The 19,266-nt window shown below is 55.0% G+C and carries 16 protein-coding genes; 8 read left to right on the plus strand and 8 right to left on the minus strand.

Translation table 11 applies throughout. The features are described 5' to 3' along the window. Nucleotides 1–4 precede the first annotated feature (4 nt). Together ACKPCT_RS23340 and ACKPCT_RS23345 are read left to right on the plus strand one after the other, a co-directional pair. Nucleotides 5–937, plus strand: a complete 933-nt coding sequence (locus tag ACKPCT_RS23340) for a GDP-L-fucose synthase family protein (RefSeq protein WP_319568115.1) — start codon at nt 5–7, stop codon at nt 935–937. Beyond that, on the plus strand, nt 934–2,106 hold the full coding sequence (locus tag ACKPCT_RS23345) for a DegT/DnrJ/EryC1/StrS family aminotransferase (RefSeq protein ID WP_319568116.1): 1,173 nt from the start codon (nt 934–936) through the stop codon (nt 2,104–2,106). Before ACKPCT_RS23340 ends, ACKPCT_RS23345 begins: the two co-directional genes overlap by 4 nt. Before the next feature lie 72 nt (nt 2,107–2,178). On the opposite strand, the gene ACKPCT_RS23350 is transcribed toward ACKPCT_RS23345, so the two are convergent. From ACKPCT_RS23350 to ACKPCT_RS23385, 8 genes are all read right to left on the minus strand, one after another. Next, nucleotides 2,179–3,624: a pectinesterase family protein gene (locus ACKPCT_RS23350; protein WP_319568117.1), complete on the minus strand. Its 1,446-nt coding sequence runs from the start codon at nt 3,622–3,624 to the stop codon at nt 2,179–2,181. A gap of 58 nt (nt 3,625–3,682) precedes the next feature. Then, nucleotides 3,683–4,906 (minus strand): efflux RND transporter periplasmic adaptor subunit, encoded by a 1,224-nt coding sequence (locus ACKPCT_RS23355; protein ID WP_319568118.1) that lies wholly within the window; start codon nt 4,904–4,906, stop codon nt 3,683–3,685. A gap of 60 nt (nt 4,907–4,966) precedes the next feature. Continuing rightward, nucleotides 4,967–7,330: an ABC transporter permease gene (locus tag ACKPCT_RS23360; RefSeq protein WP_319568119.1), complete on the minus strand. Its 2,364-nt coding sequence runs from the start codon at nt 7,328–7,330 to the stop codon at nt 4,967–4,969. A gap of 12 nt (nt 7,331–7,342) precedes the next feature. Then, nucleotides 7,343–8,065 (minus strand): ABC transporter ATP-binding protein, encoded by a 723-nt coding sequence (locus tag ACKPCT_RS23365; RefSeq protein ID WP_090072856.1) that lies wholly within the window; start codon nt 8,063–8,065, stop codon nt 7,343–7,345. 172 nt (nt 8,066–8,237) lie between these two features. After that, on the minus strand, nt 8,238–9,362 hold the full coding sequence (locus tag ACKPCT_RS23370) for an ABC transporter permease (protein ID WP_319513643.1): 1,125 nt from the start codon (nt 9,360–9,362) through the stop codon (nt 8,238–8,240). A 1-nt stretch (nt 9,363) separates the two neighbouring features. After that, nucleotides 9,364–10,302 carry an ABC transporter ATP-binding protein gene (locus ACKPCT_RS23375; protein WP_319568120.1) on the minus strand — a complete coding sequence of 313 codons (939 nt, stop codon included), beginning with the start codon at nt 10,300–10,302 and terminating at the stop codon, nt 9,364–9,366. Then, nucleotides 10,299–11,261: an HlyD family secretion protein gene (locus ACKPCT_RS23380; RefSeq protein WP_319568121.1), complete on the minus strand. Its 963-nt coding sequence runs from the start codon at nt 11,259–11,261 to the stop codon at nt 10,299–10,301. Before ACKPCT_RS23380 ends, ACKPCT_RS23375 begins: the two co-directional genes overlap by 4 nt. Then, a complete protein-coding gene (locus ACKPCT_RS23385; protein WP_407652450.1) occupies nt 11,258–11,869 on the minus strand; it encodes a CerR family C-terminal domain-containing protein in 612 nt (203 codons plus the stop codon). Before ACKPCT_RS23385 ends, ACKPCT_RS23380 begins: the two co-directional genes overlap by 4 nt. A 252-nt stretch (nt 11,870–12,121) precedes the next feature. Here ACKPCT_RS23385 and ACKPCT_RS23390 point away from each other — a divergent pair, with 252 nt between their 5' ends. The 6 genes from ACKPCT_RS23390 (at nt 12,122) to ACKPCT_RS23415 (ending at nt 19,062) form a co-directional block, all read left to right on the plus strand. Further along, entirely contained in the window at nt 12,122–12,640 is a 519-nt protein-coding gene (locus tag ACKPCT_RS23390) for a GNAT family N-acetyltransferase (RefSeq protein WP_319568122.1), read from the plus strand. 4 nt (nt 12,641–12,644) lie between these two features. Further along, a complete protein-coding gene (gene ung, locus ACKPCT_RS23395; RefSeq protein ID WP_319568123.1) occupies nt 12,645–13,355 on the plus strand; it encodes a uracil-DNA glycosylase in 711 nt (236 codons plus the stop codon). A gap of 111 nt (nt 13,356–13,466) precedes the next feature. After that, nucleotides 13,467–14,567, plus strand: coding sequence for an AI-2E family transporter (locus ACKPCT_RS23400; protein ID WP_090072846.1), 1,101 nt, complete (start codon nt 13,467–13,469; stop codon nt 14,565–14,567). Between the two features lie 170 nt (nt 14,568–14,737). Beyond that, nucleotides 14,738–15,679, plus strand: a complete 942-nt coding sequence (locus ACKPCT_RS23405) for a sensor domain-containing diguanylate cyclase (RefSeq protein WP_319568124.1) — start codon at nt 14,738–14,740, stop codon at nt 15,677–15,679. A 217-nt stretch (nt 15,680–15,896) separates the two neighbouring features. After that, nucleotides 15,897–17,549, plus strand: a complete 1,653-nt coding sequence (ettA, locus tag ACKPCT_RS23410) for an energy-dependent translational throttle protein EttA (RefSeq protein ID WP_090072842.1) — start codon at nt 15,897–15,899, stop codon at nt 17,547–17,549. 433 nt (nt 17,550–17,982) lie between these two features. Next, entirely contained in the window at nt 17,983–19,062 is a 1,080-nt protein-coding gene (locus ACKPCT_RS23415) for a DUF2336 domain-containing protein (RefSeq protein WP_090072840.1), read from the plus strand. The last annotated feature ends 204 nt before the right edge of the window (nt 19,063–19,266 follow it).

Consider the following 19,266-nt stretch of genomic DNA (forward strand, 5'->3'; position numbering starts at 1 on the left):
ATCAATGACTAAGAAAACACTGCTCCTTACCGGAGGCTCCGGTATGGTCGGGCGCAATATTCTCGAGCATCCGACAGCCAGCGCTTGGCATATTCTTGCTCCGGGGTCCAAGGAACTTGATTTGACGGATGCTGGGTCTGTCGATGCCTATGTTGCTGAGCATAAGCCGGACCTTGTGATCCATGCTGCAGGGCAGGTGGGTGGCATTCAGGCCAATATGGCCCACCCAGTGGCGTTTCTGGAACGGAACATGGCCATCGGCCGCAATATTATCATGGCGGCGCACAAGGCTGGCGTGAAGAATTTCCTGAATTTGGCCTCGACCTGCATGTATCCTCGGGCGGCGGAAAATCCGTTGCGCGAAGACATGATCCTCATGGGCGAGTTGGAGCCGACCAACGAAGGCTACGCCCTTGCCAAGATCATGGCGACCCGCCTTTGCCAATATATTCGCCGCGAAGACGCAAGCGCGAATTACAAGACCATCATTCCGTGTAATCTCTTCGGGCGTCATGACAAATTCGACCCAAAGCATTCCCATCTTCTACCCGCCATCATTCACAAGGTGCATATGGCCAAGGAAAAGGGTGAGGAGACGGTTGAAATCTGGGGCGATGGCACGGCACGACGTGAATTCATGTATGCCGGTGACCTTGCCGATGCTGTCATGAAGGCGGCAGGTGATATCGACGCCTTGCCCGAGCTGATGAATTGCGGGCTTGGTCATGATCACGAAATCAATACCTATTATCAGAGCGTTGCCGATGTTATCGGTTGGGATGGAGACTTTACTCACGATCTGTCCCGCCCCGTGGGCATGAAAAAGAAGCTCTGCGCAACGGATCGTCAAACCGAATGGGGCTGGTCGGCCTCAACCTCGCTGGTTGATGGCATCCGTGCGACCTATGATTTTTATCTCAATGAGGCTACGAAATGAGTGTCCGTTTTCCGCTTGCCACCTCTTCCTGGGATCAGAAAGAGCTGGATGCCATTCAGCGCGTTGTTGCGTCAGATCGTTATTCCATGGGCAATGAAGTTGCTGACTTTGAGCAACGCTTTGCGGACTATTTCGGCTCGAAATATGCCGTCATGGTCAATTCGGGCTCTTCGGCCAATCTGTTGATGACCGCCGCTTTGGCCTTTACCAAAAATCCTCAATACAAGCTCTCCCGCGGTGACGAAATCATTGTGCCCGCCGTGAGCTGGTCAACGACCTATTATCCGCTCAATCAATATGGGCTGCATCTCAAATTTGTCGATATCGATCTGGAAACCCTCAATTATGATCTTGAGGCGCTGGAAGCGGCCATCAGCGACAAGACCCGTGCGATCATGGTGGTCAACCTGCTTGGCAACCCCAATGATTTTGACGAGATCAAGCGGATCATTGGCGAACGGGAAATCGTCGTCATCGAGGATAATTGTGAATCGATGGGCGCAACGTTCGGTGGCAAACAGGCGGGTACCTTCGGTGTGATGGGCTCCTTCTCCTGTTTCTTCTCGCACCATATCTCCACCATGGAAGGTGGCGTGGTGGTGACCGATGATGAAGAGCTCTACCATGTCATGCTTGTGTTGCGAGCCCATGGCTGGACGCGGAATCTGCCCAAGTTCAATCAGGTGACGGGCGAGAAATCAGATGATCCCTTCGAGGAAAGCTTCCGGTTTGTCCTGCCTGGCTACAATTTGCGCCCGCTTGAAATGTCCGGCGCTCTGGGGATCGAGCAGTTGGAAAAACTGCCTGCTCTCATTGAAGGGCGACGGGCGAATGCGGCGCTGGTGCAAGCGCAGCTATCTGATCATCCGGTCTTCATGATCCAGAAAGAAATCGGAGCTGCCAGCTGGTTCGGCTTCTCGCTGGTGATACGCCCCGAGGCCGAGGTTGCGCGCGCGGATCTGGTCAAGGCCCTCGTTGCGGACGGATTTGAATGCCGTCCTATCGTCGCGGGCAATTTCGCCAGAAACGAAGTGATGCAGTATTTTGATTATTCGATCCATCAGGATCTGAAGAATGCCGATTATATCGACCAGCATGGGCTGTTTGTCGGCAACCATCATTATCCGATTCCGGAGGCTGTTGAGGCCTTGTCGCAATTGATGCGTTAAACCGGATATGGCCTTCCCCAGTATGCGGCTAAGGCCGTCCGGGGGAGGCTGAAAACTATTCCCGATTGCCGCCTAGCTGTTGCCATATTCGGCAATGAAGGGCAGGGGTATTTCCTCGTTGGGGTATGAAAGCCGCTCAGCTTCCAGCCAGTTTGACAGAGTGCGGTTGAAGTCCTCTATGCCATATTGCACAGGACGGAAGCGCGGCGCCCAAGGCGCTGGATGATAAGTGCCGTCTTTATCGAAATCTCCGCCGTTCCAGTCTGTCCATGGGGCGCAAGGATTGATGTGTGCGCCAATCCGGCTATGCAGTACCGCGACCTTGCCGACCGCTTCCAGCGTCTTGAGCGCTATGGTTCCAGTGGGGGCTTCATAATGGGATAGCTCGCCCAGCGTGCAGCGATAGCCCTTGACGGGGGAGATGCCGTAAGGGGTTGCGCGCACGCGCTCGAACCATTGCCGGCCAAGATAGAAGCGTCCCTGTTGTGCGGCTTTACTGTCATCATGGGTGAAACTGCAATCCCAAAAGACAATGCCATAGGGAATATGGATGTTGGTGCTGGGAGCTGCGACATAGCTGTCCGCGGTGCGCGCTCCTTTTGAGCGGATTTCGCAATGGTCGAAAAAGGCAGTGCTGTTGCCAAAGATGAAATCGACATCGCCCTCGATAGTGCAGTTTTTATAATAGGATTTGACGGTGACGCGTGGTTCGTTGGTCTTGAAATAGAACGTATCCTGATCGCCCAGCAAGCGGACATTTTCAAACATCACACGATCAGCTGCATCCACGAGCACAGAAACCGCCTGATGCTGCCCGTGAGACAGCTGGCCTTTTGCGTTGCGGGTCACATCTGCCCTGTCGACGATATCCGGTGTGACACGGTCTTCGTTATAGCTGTTCTCGATTGTGAGGTTCAGTGCTTCGAAACCGTCGTTGCGCACGCGCATGACGCAGGAATTGGTGGTGCCGATGTCAAAGTCACCCCGAGCGGAAACCTCATCGAACATCGCCCTGATGCTCTCCTCGGTATTAAGGAAAGCCGAGCCGAAGCGCATGGTGTAAGCGTCGGCGGTAAGGCCCTGATCGATATCCACCGAGATGATGGTTTGGCGTGCATCTTCGGCGCGGCCATAGAGTGTGATCGGCACCTTCTGCCCGTTGATTTCGAGCGCTGGGATATAGACCAGCTCGTTATAGGTGCCCGGCGCGATTTCGATAACGATGCGCCTTGTCAGCCCTTTGCTTTTGGCCTCGGAAATGGCGTGGCTGATGGCCTGCTGAATGGAGGCAAAGCAATCCGGCTTGCTCATGTCGCCCGGATCAACGCGATAATCGGGTTTCAGAGTGCGGGCGTAGCCGTGAAGGGCAGGGCCAATCGGATCCCAGTCTGGGGCTGATGTGAGGCCATCCAGAGGGGCGCCGTCATGGCTGAGCACCAGCTCAGGGCGGTAGAGGTCCGCCATGTCTTTTGCCATCTGTGGACGGGTCGGCGTACTGGCGATGGACTTGTCTGTCATTTTCGGGCCTTTGGTGACGGGATTGCTGCCATTTTGCTCGGAGGCGTTGAGACCCTCTTTACTGCACCATTCTGCGCACCACCTTCGCGCCATCTGCGAGGCCTGCGGAAGGATAGAGGACGATCTGGTCTCCTGCGCTTAGACCATCAAGAATTTGCGCTGAAATGCCATTGTCTTTTCCGACCTTTACACGGGTTTGATATGCAGTTTTGTCCACGACCCTGAAGACCGCCCATGTCTCGCCATCCCTGAAGAGAGCATTGGATGGAATGAGCAGGGTATTATCATCGGACCAGATGACGATTTTTACTTCCACCCGATAGCCATGCCCGAGCTTCTCGCGTTCGCTTTTGGGGCTGGTGAAGCGGATGATCGCCTTGACGCGTTGTTCTTCCACCCCAAGGGAGGAATATTTGGTGTAACCCCACGGCTCGACCCGCTCCACGGTGCCTTCCAGTTCGCTGTTGCCACCCCAATCTGCGATCATGACGCGGTCTCCCGGGCTGACCTGTACGGCGTCGGTGGAGAGCAATTCCACGACAACTTCCAGATCATGATCGATATTGCCAATTTCCATGATGTCGGTGCCCGCAGAGAGCGTGGTCTCGCTTTTCTGGATGACGCGCAATACGGTTCCGGTAGTCGGTGCTGTCAGGGGGACAGGGGCGGAGCTGTCACTGGTTGCGCCTGCGGCATCCTCTTCAAAGCCGATCAGGCGGGCGCGGGCATTGTCGAGTTCTGCTTCTCTTACGGCGATCACCGCTTCGGCATTGTCCTTGGTTGCGCTGGCTGCGCGATATTCCGCTTCAGCGCGATCCAGTGCGGCCTTGCTGGCGGTGTCTGTTTCGGCAAGCCTGCGTGTGCGGTCCAGCTCTTGGCTGGCAAGGTCAAGATCGGATTTGGCCTTGTTGAGGTCGGCTCTTGCTACCCGCAGGGTGGCTTCTGCAGCGGTTACAGATGCGCGGGCCTGCTCGCGGGTTCTGATATCCAGCATGGCTGGGCTTGAGGGGCGCATCTGGGCGATGACAGTCTCTCCCTTGACCACAGGGTCTCCGGGTTCCACTTCCACACGCAGCAGCCGCCCGGCAACAGGGCTGGATACCACATAGGCATCATGAACGCGGGTGAAGCCTTCTTCATTGACGGTGACCTGCATGGCCCCCATCTTCGCTTCGCCCATATCGACAGACGTGGGCCGCGGCCAGAAGGCATAGGCCAGAGCAGCCACGACGAGAACCGTTGCCGTGATGGCGAAATAGGACCGGGATCTTTTTCTGGCCATGACTGTTAGCCCTTTCGGTTTGCAATTGCCGCTGTGTTGATGTTCATTTCTGCCTCTTGCTTACTCCCGTATCTTTAGGGCCGAGACGAGATCTGCGCGATCAATATCGCGCCGCACGATCCAGCCTGAAAAAACGGAGGCAGCAAGGACCGCAAGCGCCGCTCTGCCGTAGCTTTCGGGGATGAAAAGGATCGGGATCTGGTAAAGATCCGTGCTGAACCCCTTGGCAATCACCATGGTGAAATAATAGCCCAGAATGGAGCCGATTGGCAGGGCGGCCAGCGTGATGACGGCCAGTTCCCCCAACAGAACGAAAGAGACTTCCGATCGGGTGAAACCCATCACCCTGAGGCTGGCAAGGTCGCGCTGGCGTTCGGCAAAAGCGATGCGGGCGGCGTTATAGACGATGCCGAAGGTGATGACGGCTGCGATGATCAACATGATGTAGCGCATGGAGCCTGCGCCGGTATCCATCATTTTCTGGAAGGCGGCTCGAGCGTCTGATTTCATGCTGACACCGGCCACATAGGGGCGGCTCTTGAGCGCCCTGAAGATGGCGCTGGCTCTGTTTTTGTCAATGCGTAGATAGACAGCAGAAATGCGTCCCGGTTCGCCCAATAGTCTGGTCAGTGTATCCATCTGCATATAGGCGGGGGAGCCCAGCAGGCTCTCGGCCACGCCGCTCACCGGAACGCGCAAGCTGGGGCGGGCGCCTTCCAGCACATCGATATTGAGGATCTCTCCGGGTTGGATATCCAGTTCTGTCGCCAGAGACCGCGACAGGATGATGCCGCGCTCGGGCAGGGTAATGGGCGCGCTCTTTTCATCGAGCGCCCGTTTCAGACGCGGGTGGGGTACAAGTCCGGTGATGGTGCCGCGATAGCTTTCCACGCCATTGTGAAAGACGACGGCGATGCTGCGCTCAGGCTCTGTTGCAATGATGCCGGGGATGCTTTCCAGTTCGTGGATGGTTTTTGCCCCCAAGGGATGGGTGAAGGTTACGGTCACATCGGATCGGTCCATCACCGTGTAGGTGAGATCAATAGTATGGTCAAAGCCTGCCAGCATGGAAATCATTGAAACTGAAAGCGCCATGCCGCAGGCGATGCCCATAAGAGAGCCGATCATCCGTCCCGGTTGACGGGTGATGCGCCTTAGCACCATGCGGCTGGGTTGATCGAGCAGACGGTTGAGGCGTTTGCCGAAGCGATTGGTTCTGGAATAATCCGGCGGCGCTGGCGGGCGCATGGCAACCGCTGGCGTGAGGGCAAAGACCTTGCGCAACACCAGAAGACCACCGGCAGAGGCCGCCGCGATGGATGTGAGGATTGCCGTGGCAAAAGAGGCCGGGTCAAGCCGGAAGACCAGCATGGGGAATTTGTAATAGGTGAGGTAAAGCGGCATCATGGCTCGCCCAAGGGCTATGCCGCCGATATAGCCCAGAAGGGCGCCGCCGATGGCGATGACCAGCACAAACTTGAAATAATGCAGGCCCACTTCCCTGTTGGTGTAGCCGAAGGCCTTGATGAGGCCGATCTGTTCGCGCTCTGCTTCCACCATGCGGGAAATGACGATGTTGAGCAGGAAGGCCGCAACGGCCAGAAATAATGGTGGCACAACACGAGACGAAGAGCGCATGCCTTCGATTTCTTCGGTGACGAAGCGGTTGGACGTAAGGTCCTTGAGGCCATAGGAACCGAGCCCACCATAGGGCGAGAGAATGCTGTCGACCCGATCTAGCGTTGCCTGCAGATTGTTGCTGCGCCCGATGGAGAGAATGGCTTCGTTGAAAGCCCCTTGCATGTCGAAGGCGGCGGCAAGGGCGGTGCGGCTCATCCAGATGACACCGAAGCGGCTGTCATCAGAGATCATTTCCCCCGGTGCGACGCTGTAGAGATATTCCGGCGACTGGGCGAGGCCGACGATGGTCAAGGTGCGTTTGGCGCCGTTCATCGTGGCCGACAGAGTATCGCCTGGTTTGAGATTATGCGCATGGGCAAAACTGTTGAGCAGGACGATCTCGTCGGCATCCTTGGCATCCATCCGACGTCCGTCGGTAAGGTGAATGGCGTTAAGGCGTGGTTCTCCACTGTCGGGCAGGGAGATGGCGATGGCACGTAATGGCAGATCAAGGCTCGGCAGGCTGATCAATGCGGAACCGGTGATACGCCCCTCGGCTGCGGAAATGCCGGGCAGGGCTGCCAGTTTGCGGATAATATGGGAAGGGGCGCGCTTGACTGGAGCGAAGACATCCCCGAGACGGTGGCGCTCATAATAGACCCGTCGGGTTTCTTCCAGCGAGTTGATGACACCGGCCATCATCACCAGCAACGTGACGCCGGTGGCGATCACCATGGCAATTGCAATGGCTTGCCCCTTGATGCGCCAGAGATCGCGTGCCAGCTTTTGGTCAAGTGGTGACATGGGATGCCTCTCCTACCACTCGATGTCTTCAGGGTCGCGCTTTGCGTCATTCTCCACCACTTCCCTGATGTGACCATCGGCGAAATGAATGACGCGGTCAGCCATGGCAGCGGTGTTGGCTGCATGGGTGACGATGAGTACGGTCGCGCCCAGCTTCTCGTTGATATCCTTGAGCACCTTGAGCACCACCTTACCGGTCTTGCTATCGAGCGCGCCGGTAGGCTCATCACAGAAGAGAACGGTGGGTTGCTTGGCAATGGCGCGTGCGATGGCAACACGTTGCTGTTCGCCGCCCGAGAGTTGGGCAGGGAAATGATCGGCGCGCTCGGCAAGGCCAACCAGCGCCAAGGCTTCTTCTGGCTCCAATGGATCATCGGCAATCTCGGTGACGAGCTCGACATTCTCATGGGCCGTCAGGCTTGGCATCAGATTGTAGAACTGGAAAACAAAGCCCACATGATCGCGGCGATAGAGGGTCAGCTTGTCGTCCGGCAGATCGGATAGGCAGAGGTCTTGAAAATAGACGTCGCCATCGGTGGCGCTATCCAGTCCGCCGATGATGTTGAGCAAGGTGGATTTGCCGCTGCCCGAGGGGCCGAGCAAAACCACGATCTCGCCAGCAGGAATTTCCAGATCCACGCCGCGCAGGGCGTGAACCGCTGCATTGCCCTCGCCATAGACCTTGGTGAGGCCCTGTGTTCTGAAGGCGAAAGGCTTGCCTGAATTGTCCTGCATCTGAGTTGCCTCACTGAGGGGTCGGGTAGGGGAGCCTTATTGAGCGTACCGCATCAGGGTTGGTTTGTATCTCAACCTGTTCGCGCTCCGGTTATCATACATCATTTCTTCGCTTCTTGCTGGCTCTTTTCCCAAACAAATCCAAGATTCAATCCTGAGATCAGTTCCCGTATCAATCCAGAGTCTTGCGGAAACGGGCAAGGGAGAGAATGACGAGAAGGATGGTAAAGCCCATGAGGGCCAGCATGGGGGAACGCATCGCCTCCAGATCGGCCCCCTTGAGCATCACCCCGCGCACAAGGCGCAAGAAATGGGTGAGCGGGAAAATCTCTCCAATCATCTGGGCCCAATGAGGCATGCCCTTGAATGGGAACATGAAGCCCGACAGCATCAGGGAGGGCAGGAAGAAGAAGAAACTCATCTGCATGGCCTGCATCTGGCTGCCTGCAACGGTGGAGATGAAATAGCCGATCAGCACAAGCGAGGAGATGAAAACCAGAATGCCGCTGATCAGCAGCGCCAGAGAGCCCACAAAGGGTACATGGAAGACCATCTTGGCCGCAACCAGAATAACAATGACCTGCACGGCACCAACGCCGAGATAAGGCAATATCTTGCCTAACATGATCTCGAAGGGAGTGGCGGGCATGGCAAGCAGATTTTCCATCGTGCCGCGTTCCACTTCGCGGGTGAGGGCCATGGCGGTCATCATCACCATGACCAACTGCAGGATAACGCCGAGTAGACCGGGGACGATGTTATATTGTGAAATGCCTTCGGGGTTATAGCGACGATGGACGACGATATCCAACTGGCTGTCTTGCTGGCTCTGGGTGCCCAACTCGCGGGTGAGGGCCTGCTTGGCAACGGTCGAAAGCGTGGACACGGCGCCAGATGACGCAGAAGGGTCCGACGCATCGGCCTCTATGAGAATTTGCGGTTCATCGCCACGCAGCACCCGCTTTGAGAGGTCTGCCGGAATGGTGACAATGAAGGAGACCTTGCCTTCTAGCATCAGCTCGTCGGCATCTTTAGCCGAAATGCCGACATAGTCGAAGCGGTAGTAATTTGTGACCTCAAGGGCGGAAACGATGGCGCGGGTAAACTGGTCCTGCGATGTCGTCACCAGCGCCGCTGGCAATTGTTTGGGGTCGGTGTTGATGGCAAAGCCGAACAGGGCCAATTGCACAAGGGGAATGCCTATCATCATGCCGAAGGTGATGCGGTCGCGCATCATCTGGGTCATTTCCTTTGCGAGCAAGGCAAAGAGGCGGGAGAAGGAGAAGAGATGGTTCATATCACTTTCCCTCCAGTTCCGGCTCGGCCATGTTGTCTGTGGAGCCACTCATATATTGGATGAAAACATCCTCAAGGGTGGTCTGGCCGGGCTCGCAACGGACGTCAAACTGATGGCTCGCCTTGTTGACTGCGGTTTCCAGCAGGGCCTTGTTCTTGCCCACCACATGCAGGCTGTTACCGAAGGGGGCGATCTGGTCGACCCCGTTCTCAGTCTGCAACATGCGTGACGCCGATTGAGCGCCTTTGCCCGAGAGAATGAAGGTGTGAAGGCCCGCCTGGGCGACAACCTCATCAACGGTGCCCGAGGTGAGCAATTTGCCATAGGCGATATAGTTGATACGGTGGCAGCGTTCGGCTTCGTCCATATAGTGGGTAGAGACCATGACAGTCATGCCTCCGGCTGCGAGATCGTGGATTTCATCCCAGAATTCCCGTCGCGCCTTGGGGTCAACTCCCGCGGTAGGCTCATCGAGCAGCAGCAGCTTTGGTTTGTGCATGATGCAGGCGGCAAGCGCCAATCGCTGCTTCCAGCCGCCTGAAAGCAGGCCCGCCAGTTGATGGCGCCGAGAGGTGAGGCCGAGTTTATCCAGTGTGTCACGCACATAGGTGCGGGCGGGCGACAGGCCGTAAAGACGGGCAACAAAGTAGAGATTCTCCTCAATCGTCAGATCGGTATAGAAGGAGAATTTCTGTGTCATATAGCCCACCTGCCGCTTGATCTTGAGTTGATCGGCATGCAGATCATACCCCAGCACAGAGCCTTCGCCTGCATCGGGGGTGAGCAGACCACACATGACGCGGATGGTGGTCGTTTTACCGGACCCGTTAGGGCCGAGGAAGCCGGAAATCTCGCCTTCCTGAACTGACAGGGTTACATTGTCGACCACCGTCTTGTCGCCAAAGCGTTTGACCAGATTGCGGACGTCGATCACCTTCATCTGCTGCCTCCGCTCCCTGCATCTGTCAGCCATGCCGAGACGATTTGACCGGGATTGAGTTTTGATCCCTCGCTGGCTTTGGCTTCGATGAGATAGACGAGTTTCTGCCGGTTCTCGAGGGAATAGATCACCGGTGGGGTAAATTCTGGCCCGTCTGAAATGTAGCTTACGGTAGCGCTGAGATCATCGCCGCATGAATCGCAGGTGATGGTCAGTTTGCTGCCCATCTGGATGCTGGCGAGGCTTTCCTCGGGAATGTAGAGCTTCAGCTTGATGCCATCATCGGGCAGAATTTCTAGAATGGGCACCTGAGGGCCGGCCATCTCTCCTGCTTCGTGGATGATGTCGGTCACCACACCGGTGACGGATGCCACAAGAGTGCGTTGTTCCTCTTTCCATTGCGCAGATTTGAGCGCGGCCTCGGCCTGTTCTACCGCAGCCTTGGCTGCTGCGATTTCATTCTCGCGGGCTGGCAGGCTGGTATAGGCCAGATTGGAGCGGATTTCCTCGGCCTGTGCCTTGGCCACGTCATAGGCTGTGCGGGCGGTGTCATAAACGCTTTGGGCAACAGACCCCTTTTCAAGCAGGGTGCGCTGGCGCGTCATGTCACGCTCTGCTTGCCGTGCGCTTAATTCGGCGGCTTTCAGAGAGGCCTGAAGGGCCGCGATCTTCTCCGGTCGGGCGCCCTGCTCCAGATTGGCCAGCGTGCTTTTGGCCTGCGACAGGGCGGCCTTGGCATTGTCTACGGCGATGGCTGCATCCTGTTTTTCAAGGCGTGCGACGATCTGGTCAGGAACGACATGATCGCCCCTTTGCACAGGTACGTCGATGATCCTAGCCGTCTCTATGGGAGCGACTTTGATATAGGTGCCTTCCACATAGCCTGTCGCCAATGGGGAGGGGGGCAGGCATGCGGCGATCAAAACGCCGATGACGGGAAGGGAGCAGAGAAAACTCATGTTTTTCTCCTGTAGGTTTCAACGATATTGCGAATGTTGGTTTGTAAAACCTGAAGGATGATATCGATTTGGCCAGACTGATAGGAGGACCAGTTTTGGTGGCGCAGAATGACTGGCTCGCCGATGCGGAAATAGGCGAGCATGCTGATCTGGGAGAAAATCGCGACCTTCAACTCCTCTCGCTCCGCCTCGCTATCGTCTCTGCCGGTTGCTTGCAGGAAAAGCTGGTAGAGCATGGTGAAGGTGGGATTGAAGAAATGTGCATAGACATGCTCAAAGACTTCGCCTTCTTCATGGGCTTCGCGCAACATGAACCGCATGATCGGCTGCGCTTCTTCAAGGCTCAAGATTACGACAGCTTGTCGCAGCAAGGCATTCTCAAACAGGGACTGTGGCTCTTTGAGACAAGTGGGCAGTTGGATCGCTTCGGGGTCCTGCCGCAGGCGGTTGAAGCGGGCGACGATGGTTTCTGCGCATGCCAGCCGCAAGCCTGCCTTGCCGCCGAAATGATAGTTGATCGAGGCGATGTTGGTTTGGGCCGCTGCGGCAATTTCGCGCGTGGAAGCACCCTCATAGCCTTTTTCAGCAAAGAGCTTGAAGGCTGCCATTATGAGCAATGTTTTAGTTGTGTCCGATCGGGTTTGTGCCATGGGATGTCGCTGACTGGTTGCGCATTTTGCTATTGTCTGAAGCGCAATGTAGCACCGACATAAAATTTAATCAATCGATTGATTTAATTTTGAGATGGAGGGTGTTGTTGGAGATGCCGCACCCATGGGGCGGGGCAAGGTGTGTTTGATTGTTGGGGCAAAGCTCTGTATGGTCCAAGCCAAAATCAGACATTCTGCAAGGCTCTTCTCATGACCTCTTCATCTGACACCACGTGCGATACCAATGGTGCGTCTGTTTCCTTCCGTCTTGCAAAGCGGGAGGATGCAGCGCTTATCCATCAGATGGTTGCCAAGCTTGCCAACTATCTGGATGAGGCTGGCAAGCACACGGCCAGCGTGGCCGATTATGAGATCCATGGCTTTGGTGATCGACCCAGATTTGAGGCGATCATTGCCGAGGTCGCGGGGGACGCGGTGGGCATGTGCCTGTTCTTTGACAGCTTCTCGACATGGGCGGGTAAGCCGGGGCTTTATGTTCAGGATCTTTATGTCTCGCCCAAGGCGCGCGGCCTCAAGCTGGGACGCTTGCTGCTTGAGCAGGTGGCGCAGCATGGCCTTGCGAAGGGCTATGCCTATGTGCGCTTGTCTGTTGATGCCAACAATGTCAACGCGCAGGGCTTCTATGAAGCGTGCGGGCTTGAATGGTCCGATACGGAACGTCTTTATGTGGCGCGGGGTGATGCCTTTGCTGTGCTGGCTGGGAATTGACCTGATGGAAAGCTTGCTTGACGAATTGGCCGCCTGCGCAGGGTGGCGCGAGGCTTTGGCTGCAGAAAAGCCCCGCCTTGCAGAGATTGAACGCTGGCTGAAAGAGGAAGAACGGCTTTATCAGATTTTGCCCGAGCGTGGGCTGCGTCTGAATGCCTTGCGCAAGACACCGCTGGAAAAGGTGAAGGTGGTCATCACCGGTCAAGACCCCTATCCCGGTCTTGAGGGCATGGTGCCTCACGCCATGGGGCTCTCCTTTTCCGTGCCGCATGGGGTGAAGCCTCCGCGCTCGCTCAATAATATCTACAAGGAACTGGCCGCAGATTATGGCCTTGTGCCGCCCGGCCATGGAGATTTGTCTGCATGGGCTGAACAAGGCGTCTTGATGCTCAACAGCACCATGACACTGCGACAAGGCGCTTCCGCCTCCCATGCCAAACGAGGGTGGGAAGCTTTCACCGCAGCGGTGCTTTCCTGTGTCAACAGGGCTGCTGATCCGGTGGTCTTTCTGGCCTGGGGCAAGCATAGTCACAAGCTGGCTGCGGGCATCGACGAGGGCCGGCATCAGGTGATCCGCACCTCGCATCCGAGCCCCTTGGGCGCACGCAAGGCGGGCGTTGATTTCGAGGCCTTTCTGGGGTCTCACTGTTTCCTTCGGGCCAATCGGTTTCTTGAGGGAAACGGCCGTGCGCCCATCGACTGGTGCGCACTCTGAGCTTTCTCTTGCGCAGTGCTATGGGCACAAGCTACTCCGCTTCTTTGGAACAAAGGTGCGGTCTCTGGCGTTGAATGTGGGTACAAGCAGTCATGTTCAGAGAGCTATTTTATGTCCAATTCGCTTCCCACTGCCCAATCCGGATCTGTCCGCGCAGAAGTTACGGGGATCACAACCGAAGAGCGGTTGCGGCGCGTCGCTTATAGCGCGCTGATCATAATCGGTTTTGTAACGCTCGTGGCGGCGCTGGACTTCGCCCAGTCCATTCTCTCACCGCTGGTTCTGGCTGTGATTATCGGCTTGGTTTTCGGGCCGTTGGTTGATCGCATCGAGGCCTATGGAGTCCCGGCTTGGTTTTCAGCCATGACTGCGGTCTTGCTGCTTCTTGCGCTTATCGGTGTTGCCATTACGGGCTTTGCAGTGCCGTTGGCCGACTGGATGGATCGGCTGCCGGTGATTTGGTCGCGCTTGCAGGCCGAGCTGGCCAACTGGAAGGGGCTGTTTGCCTCGCTCGCCAGCCTTCAGGATCAGTTCAGTGAAATTGCCGGTGGTGATCCTGCCTCAATGACTGTCAATGTCGCTGGTGGCGATACCGTCAAGCAGGTTGCCTTTTTTGCTCCCTCGCTTGCGGCCCAGATCATCCTGTTTCTGGCGGGACTGTTTTTCTTCATCGCCACGCGGCATCAGGTGCGCTATTCGATCCTGACGCGCGCGGACCATGGCACACGTCGCAAGAAGCTTGCGACCATGTTCGATGATGTCGAGAGCCGCCTTTCCAGCTATATGCTGAGCGTTTCCATGATCAACCTGCTGCTGGCTGTGGTTGTTTCCGGCGCTATGTGGATGCTTGGGGTGCCATCACCCATGCTATGGGGGCTTCTGGCTGGTATGCTCAACTTCATCATCTATATCGGGCCTGCGATTATGGTCTGCATCATGCTTGCGGTGGGGCTTTCGCTCTATGGGCAGTTTTCGATGATCGTGGCACCAGCTGCTGTTTATCTCTTTATCAATTTCCTCGAAGCGCAGTTTGCGACGCCTCTGGCGCTTGGGCGCATCATGACGGTCAATCCGTTTCTGATCTTCCTTTCTCTGGTCGGCTGGATCTGGCTGTGGGGGCCAATTGGCGGCTTCATTGCTGTCCCGGTCCTGTTGATCGGGCAGATTGTTGTCAATCACAGCGATTTTATCGACTCAGAGAAAAATGCTTAAATCCTGACAGTTAGCATGCTGAAAATTTTCTCGCTCTCCGTGCAAAAAGTCGGTTGTGCATTACCAAATTTAAACAATTCAAAACGATACTGAATAAAATATTCTGATGTTCGAAACCTTAAATATTTCCAGAAGGGGGGCTCATTCTGGGGATTGATCGGGATAAATTCGTGCCACATATATTGGAAAATCTGGACAAGTCCTTTTATATGACTGTCCTTGATGCGCTGAATGACGGGGTTTATTTCGTCAACCGCAAGCGTCGGGTTCTATATTGGAACAAGGGGGCCGAACGGCTTAGCGGCTTTACTGCAGAAGACGTTTTGGGCAAGAGCTGCGCAGACCATACGCTTAATCATGTTGACGATGAAGGCAATTGCCTGTGTCTACAGGGCTGTCCATTGGCTGCTTGCATGCGCGACGGACAATCACGTGAAGTCGATGTCTATATGCATCATAAGGCGGGACATCGGATACCGGTTAGCATCCGGTCCTTTCCCATTCGCAATGAAGTTGGGAAAATCACCGGTTCTGTCGAGGTGTTCAAGGATAACAGCCAACATCTGACGATGGTTTCCGAATTTGAATCCCTGCAGCAGGAGGTGGTTACCGATCCTCTGACTGGCGTCGGAAACCGGCGCTTTGCCGACATTTCGCTGGACCGCTTGCAGGTGATGCAAAGCAGAGAATATAAGCCATATGGCGTGATTGTGGCGGATATCGATAATTTCAAGTCCATCAATGACACATGGGGTCATGGCGTTGGCGATCGCGTGATCGTGGCCATTGCCAAAACGATGGCGGCCATCCTGAGGCCTTCCGACATCGTTTGCCGACTTGGCGGTGATGAATTTCTTATCCTGCTGCCGAATGCAAGCCCACGAGGGCTCGAAATCGTGGGGAACCGGCTGGATCTTCTCATTAAGGAATCCTGGATGGATCTCGAAGGAGAAATGCTCTCCTTCTCGGTATCCATAGGGGCGGCCCTTTCTGATATGGGCAAGTCAGCCGAAGCCGTCGTCGAGCAGGCTGACAAACAGCTCTATCTGAGCAAAGCTGAAGGTCGCGGATGTTTTCACCTTGATGGCAAGAAGCTCAACGCGTCTCGCTAGATGCATGGTGTTTGTTCGTTCGCGGCGGCGAAAAGTCTCCAGAATGGGGATTGAAACGCCGCGCAGAGGTCTTTACAACGAGGCAACTCATGATTTCCCTCGTGCAATTTCCATGATTCCAGAATCGCGGGTGAGGCGGAAATCCTTTGGAACCACGCGTTTGGTCCCCACGGTGACCAATTTGCGCGCAAACACTCTATTCGGACGGTAGCGATATATGGCGCGACAATTCATTTATCACATGCATGGTCTTTCCAAGACCTACGGTGGCGGCAAGAAGGTTTTGGAGAATGTCCATCTTTCTTTCTACCCTGATGCGAAAATCGGTATTCTCGGCCCGAACGGTGCAGGTAAATCCACCGTGCTTCGGATCATGGCCGGGCTGGACAACGAATTCACTGGTGAAGCCTGGGCCGCAGATGGGGCCAAGATTGGCTATCTGCCTCAGGAGCCGGTTCTTGACGAGAGCAAGGATGTTCTTGGCAACGTGATGGAAGGGGTTGCCGAAAAGCAGGCCATTCTGGATCGCTACAATGAACTGATGATGAATTATTCCGATGAGACCGCGGAAGAAGGTGCCAAACTTCAGGATGTCATCGACAGCCAGAATCTGTGGGATCTGCAGTCTCAGGTAGAGATGGCCATGGACGCATTGCGTTGCCCGCCGTCTGATGCCGATGTATCTGTTCTTTCCGGTGGTGAAAAGCGCCGCGTGGCTCTTTGCAAACTGTTGCTCGCAGAGCCGGATTTGCTGCTTCTCGACGAACCGACCAACCATCTGGATGCTGAAACGGTCAACTGGCTTGAAAAGCATCTGCGCGAATTCAAGGGCGCCGTGCTGATCATCACCCATGACCGCTACTTCCTTGACAATGTGACGGGCTGGATTCTCGAGCTCGACCGTGGCCGCGGTATTCCTTATGAAGGTAACTATACGGCCTATCTCGAAGCCAAGGCAAAACGCCTGGCTCAGGAAGGGCGTGAAGAGGCTGCCCGTCAGCGTGCCCTGTCGCGCGAACAGGAGTGGATTGCTGCCAGCCCGAAAGCCCGTCAGGCCAAATCGAAGGCTCGTATCAAGGCCTATGATGAGCTGCTCAAGCGCAATGAAGAGCGCGCACCGGGGACCGCCCAGATCATCATTCCGCCAGGAGAGCGTCTTGGAGATGTGGTGATTGACGTCGAGGGGCTCAAAAAGGGCTTCGGCGAGCGTTTGCTGATCGATGGTCTGGATTTCAAACTGCCACCGGGTGGCATTGTTGGTGTGATCGGTCCGAACGGCGTTGGTAAAACCACCCTGTTCAAGATGTTGACCGGCCATGACCAGCCAGATGAAGGCTCCATCACTCTGGGTGAGACTGTACATCTTGGTTATGTTGACCAGTCTCGTGATGCTCTGGACTCGGACAAGACCGTTTGGGAAGAAATCTCCGAAGGGGACGACATCATCAAGCTGGGCAAACGCGAGATGAACAGCCGCGCCTACTGCTCCGCCTTCAATTTCAAGGGCGGCGACCAGCAGCAGAAAGTGGGCTCTCTTTCTGGTGGACAGCGCAACCGTGTGCATCTGGCCAAGGTTCTGAAATCGGGCGCCAACGTGTTGCTGCTCGATGAGCCGACCAACGATCTGGATACGGAAACCCTTGCCGCTCTGGAAGATGCTCTCGAGGATTTTGCCGGTTGCGCCGTGGTCATCAGCCATGATCGTATGTTCCTTGACCGTCTTGCCACGCATATTCTTGCCTTTGAAGGCGATAGCCATGTGGAATGGTTTGAAGGTAACTTCGAGGATTACGAGAAGGACAAAGTGCGCCGTCTCGGCCCGGATGCTGTCAATCCCAAGCGTGTCAAATACAAGCCATTCACGCGCTGATCTTGCATACGCATTGACAGTCTGAATTTCAAAGAAAGCCCTGCTCCTCCGAGCAGGGCTTTTTGTTTGGGAATTGTTAAGATTTGACCTCTCTGGATGTGCTCTGGGCGGCGTCTTTTGGGCACTGACAGCTTTCTTCCACATGTGATTGCAGGGGCTGTTTTTCCGTAAAAATTGGCCTTCAAGCAATATTGCAACTTTTGATAAACATGCGGTGGATTTGAGTTTAGTTGTTGAAATATTTGATAAATCACATGTTTTGAATGTATTGAAATGAAGTATTTCAAATTTTAATTGAATTTATCTATATTTTTCAGGAGTTTATCTTCAAATTCTGGTTTGCTGTTTAGGCGTTTATAGATCGCTTGTCTGTAGTTTGGCCTGAAATCGAATTTCCAAACGGGGATTTCATATCAGAACGGGAATTGTCAAAATGCAGGCTGCCAACGTAAAAACCGAACTTGTGGACTGGAAAGTTCTTAGCGGTCAGAGCGATAGTGGTAAGAGCGACGAATTGATGCGCCATGTCGCGTCCTTGTTTTCGCTGACAGCGTCTCATTGCGATGATGAGCAGTTAGCCACCTATGACACGGTTATGCAGCGGCTTGCAGATCTTGTGTGTGAGGATACGCGTTCTTTTGCTGCACAAAAGATCTGCCATCTCGAAAATGCCCCGCATAATATCATTCGCCGCTTTGCCTTTGATGCCATCAAGGTTGCTGACCCCGTGCTGCGCCATTCGCCGGTTTTGACGGATGATGATTTGATTGAACTCACCGAGGCGAATAGCGAAGATCATATGGTCTCTATCTGCACGCGCAAGAGCATCAGCAGCGTGGTAACTGATGTGCTTGTCAAATCCGGGCGTGAAACCGTGATGATCAAACTGGCAGCCAATTGTGGCGCCGATCTCTCCGAAGATGGTCAACGGCTTCTGGAGCAGGCTGCGGACAATGACCGTTTTCTTGCTCGGGAACTGGCCAACAGGATCGCGGACAATCAGCGCTCTGCTCCGGTTCTGAGCAAACAGGCTTCAGCTAGAAAGCATGTTGATCTCAGCGGTGTGTGGGCCTGCATAGAACCGATGGTTGACGAGCATTTCTACAATCTGTCGCGCCATTCCTATCTGGCGCGATACCGGTTTGATTCCTCTTTGACCAAAATTGACAAGCTTCATATGCAGGGATTTCTGGGCAATGGCGTGTTGCGGCAGTTTGCCTGCAATGATCAATTTGCCGATCTGGTTTGTGGCATTGCCAAGATGACCGGCTTCCCTCATCAGATCATCGCGCGCATGATGGCGTGTCTGGAGTGGGATCAGGTGCTCAGCCTGTTTCGTTTGCAGTCTTTCTCAGACGAGCTGGTGCGCGACGTGTTGGAATGCGGGCCCTGGATGTTGTGCCTTTCTGCCAATCAATGCAGCGCTGTTCTCAAGCGTTATAGACAATTGAGTACGGATGAAGCCCTTAAAATCGCCAATAGCTGGCCAAAAACGGGCCTGATACTAGACTGACAGGCGCTTAAACCGGTTTGAGTTCATTGGTGATTGCTTGATGCTCTTGATCCGCAAGTAAACAAAAGGTGACCGCTTCATTCGGTCACCTTTTTCTGTTTGTCACTTCTATTTTCAGTTTCACCATTTGTAGTGTCCCGGTTCTTGAAAATTCGTTGTATTCTCGGTTCGATACCACTTTCACTCAAGACAACTTGTAAAAAC

The organism is Cohaesibacter marisflavi, assembly GCF_963665895.2.
In the GTDB taxonomy this organism is placed as follows: Bacteria; Pseudomonadota; Alphaproteobacteria; order Rhizobiales; family Cohaesibacteraceae; genus Cohaesibacter; species Cohaesibacter marisflavi.

Coding starts and splice junctions, on each gene's coding strand:
- ACKPCT_RS23340 (WP_319568115.1), top strand. CDS start 5: ATGACTAAGAAAACACTGCTCCTTACCGGAGGCTCCGGTATGGTCGGG.
- ACKPCT_RS23345 (WP_319568116.1), top strand. CDS start 934: ATGAGTGTCCGTTTTCCGCTTGCCACCTCTTCCTGGGATCAGAAAGAG.
- ACKPCT_RS23350 (WP_319568117.1), bottom strand. CDS start 3,624: ATGACAGACAAGTCCATCGCCAGTACGCCGACCCGTCCACAGATGGCA.
- ACKPCT_RS23355 (WP_319568118.1), bottom strand. CDS start 4,906: ATGGCCAGAAAAAGATCCCGGTCCTATTTCGCCATCACGGCAACGGTT.
- ACKPCT_RS23360 (WP_319568119.1), bottom strand. CDS start 7,330: ATGTCACCACTTGACCAAAAGCTGGCACGCGATCTCTGGCGCATCAAG.
- ACKPCT_RS23365 (WP_090072856.1), bottom strand. CDS start 8,065: ATGCAGGACAATTCAGGCAAGCCTTTCGCCTTCAGAACACAGGGCCTC.
- ACKPCT_RS23370 (WP_319513643.1), bottom strand. CDS start 9,362: ATGAACCATCTCTTCTCCTTCTCCCGCCTCTTTGCCTTGCTCGCAAAG.
- ACKPCT_RS23375 (WP_319568120.1), bottom strand. CDS start 10,302: ATGAAGGTGATCGACGTCCGCAATCTGGTCAAACGCTTTGGCGACAAG.
- ACKPCT_RS23380 (WP_319568121.1), bottom strand. CDS start 11,261: ATGAGTTTTCTCTGCTCCCTTCCCGTCATCGGCGTTTTGATCGCCGCA.
- ACKPCT_RS23385 (WP_407652450.1), bottom strand. CDS start 11,869: ATGGCAGCCTTCAAGCTCTTTGCTGAAAAAGGCTATGAGGGTGCTTCC.
- ACKPCT_RS23390 (WP_319568122.1), top strand. CDS start 12,122: ATGACCTCTTCATCTGACACCACGTGCGATACCAATGGTGCGTCTGTT.
- ung (WP_319568123.1), top strand. CDS start 12,645: ATGGAAAGCTTGCTTGACGAATTGGCCGCCTGCGCAGGGTGGCGCGAG.
- ACKPCT_RS23400 (WP_090072846.1), top strand. CDS start 13,467: ATGTCCAATTCGCTTCCCACTGCCCAATCCGGATCTGTCCGCGCAGAA.
- ettA (WP_090072842.1), top strand. CDS start 15,897: ATGGCGCGACAATTCATTTATCACATGCATGGTCTTTCCAAGACCTAC.
- ACKPCT_RS23415 (WP_090072840.1), top strand. CDS start 17,983: ATGCAGGCTGCCAACGTAAAAACCGAACTTGTGGACTGGAAAGTTCTT.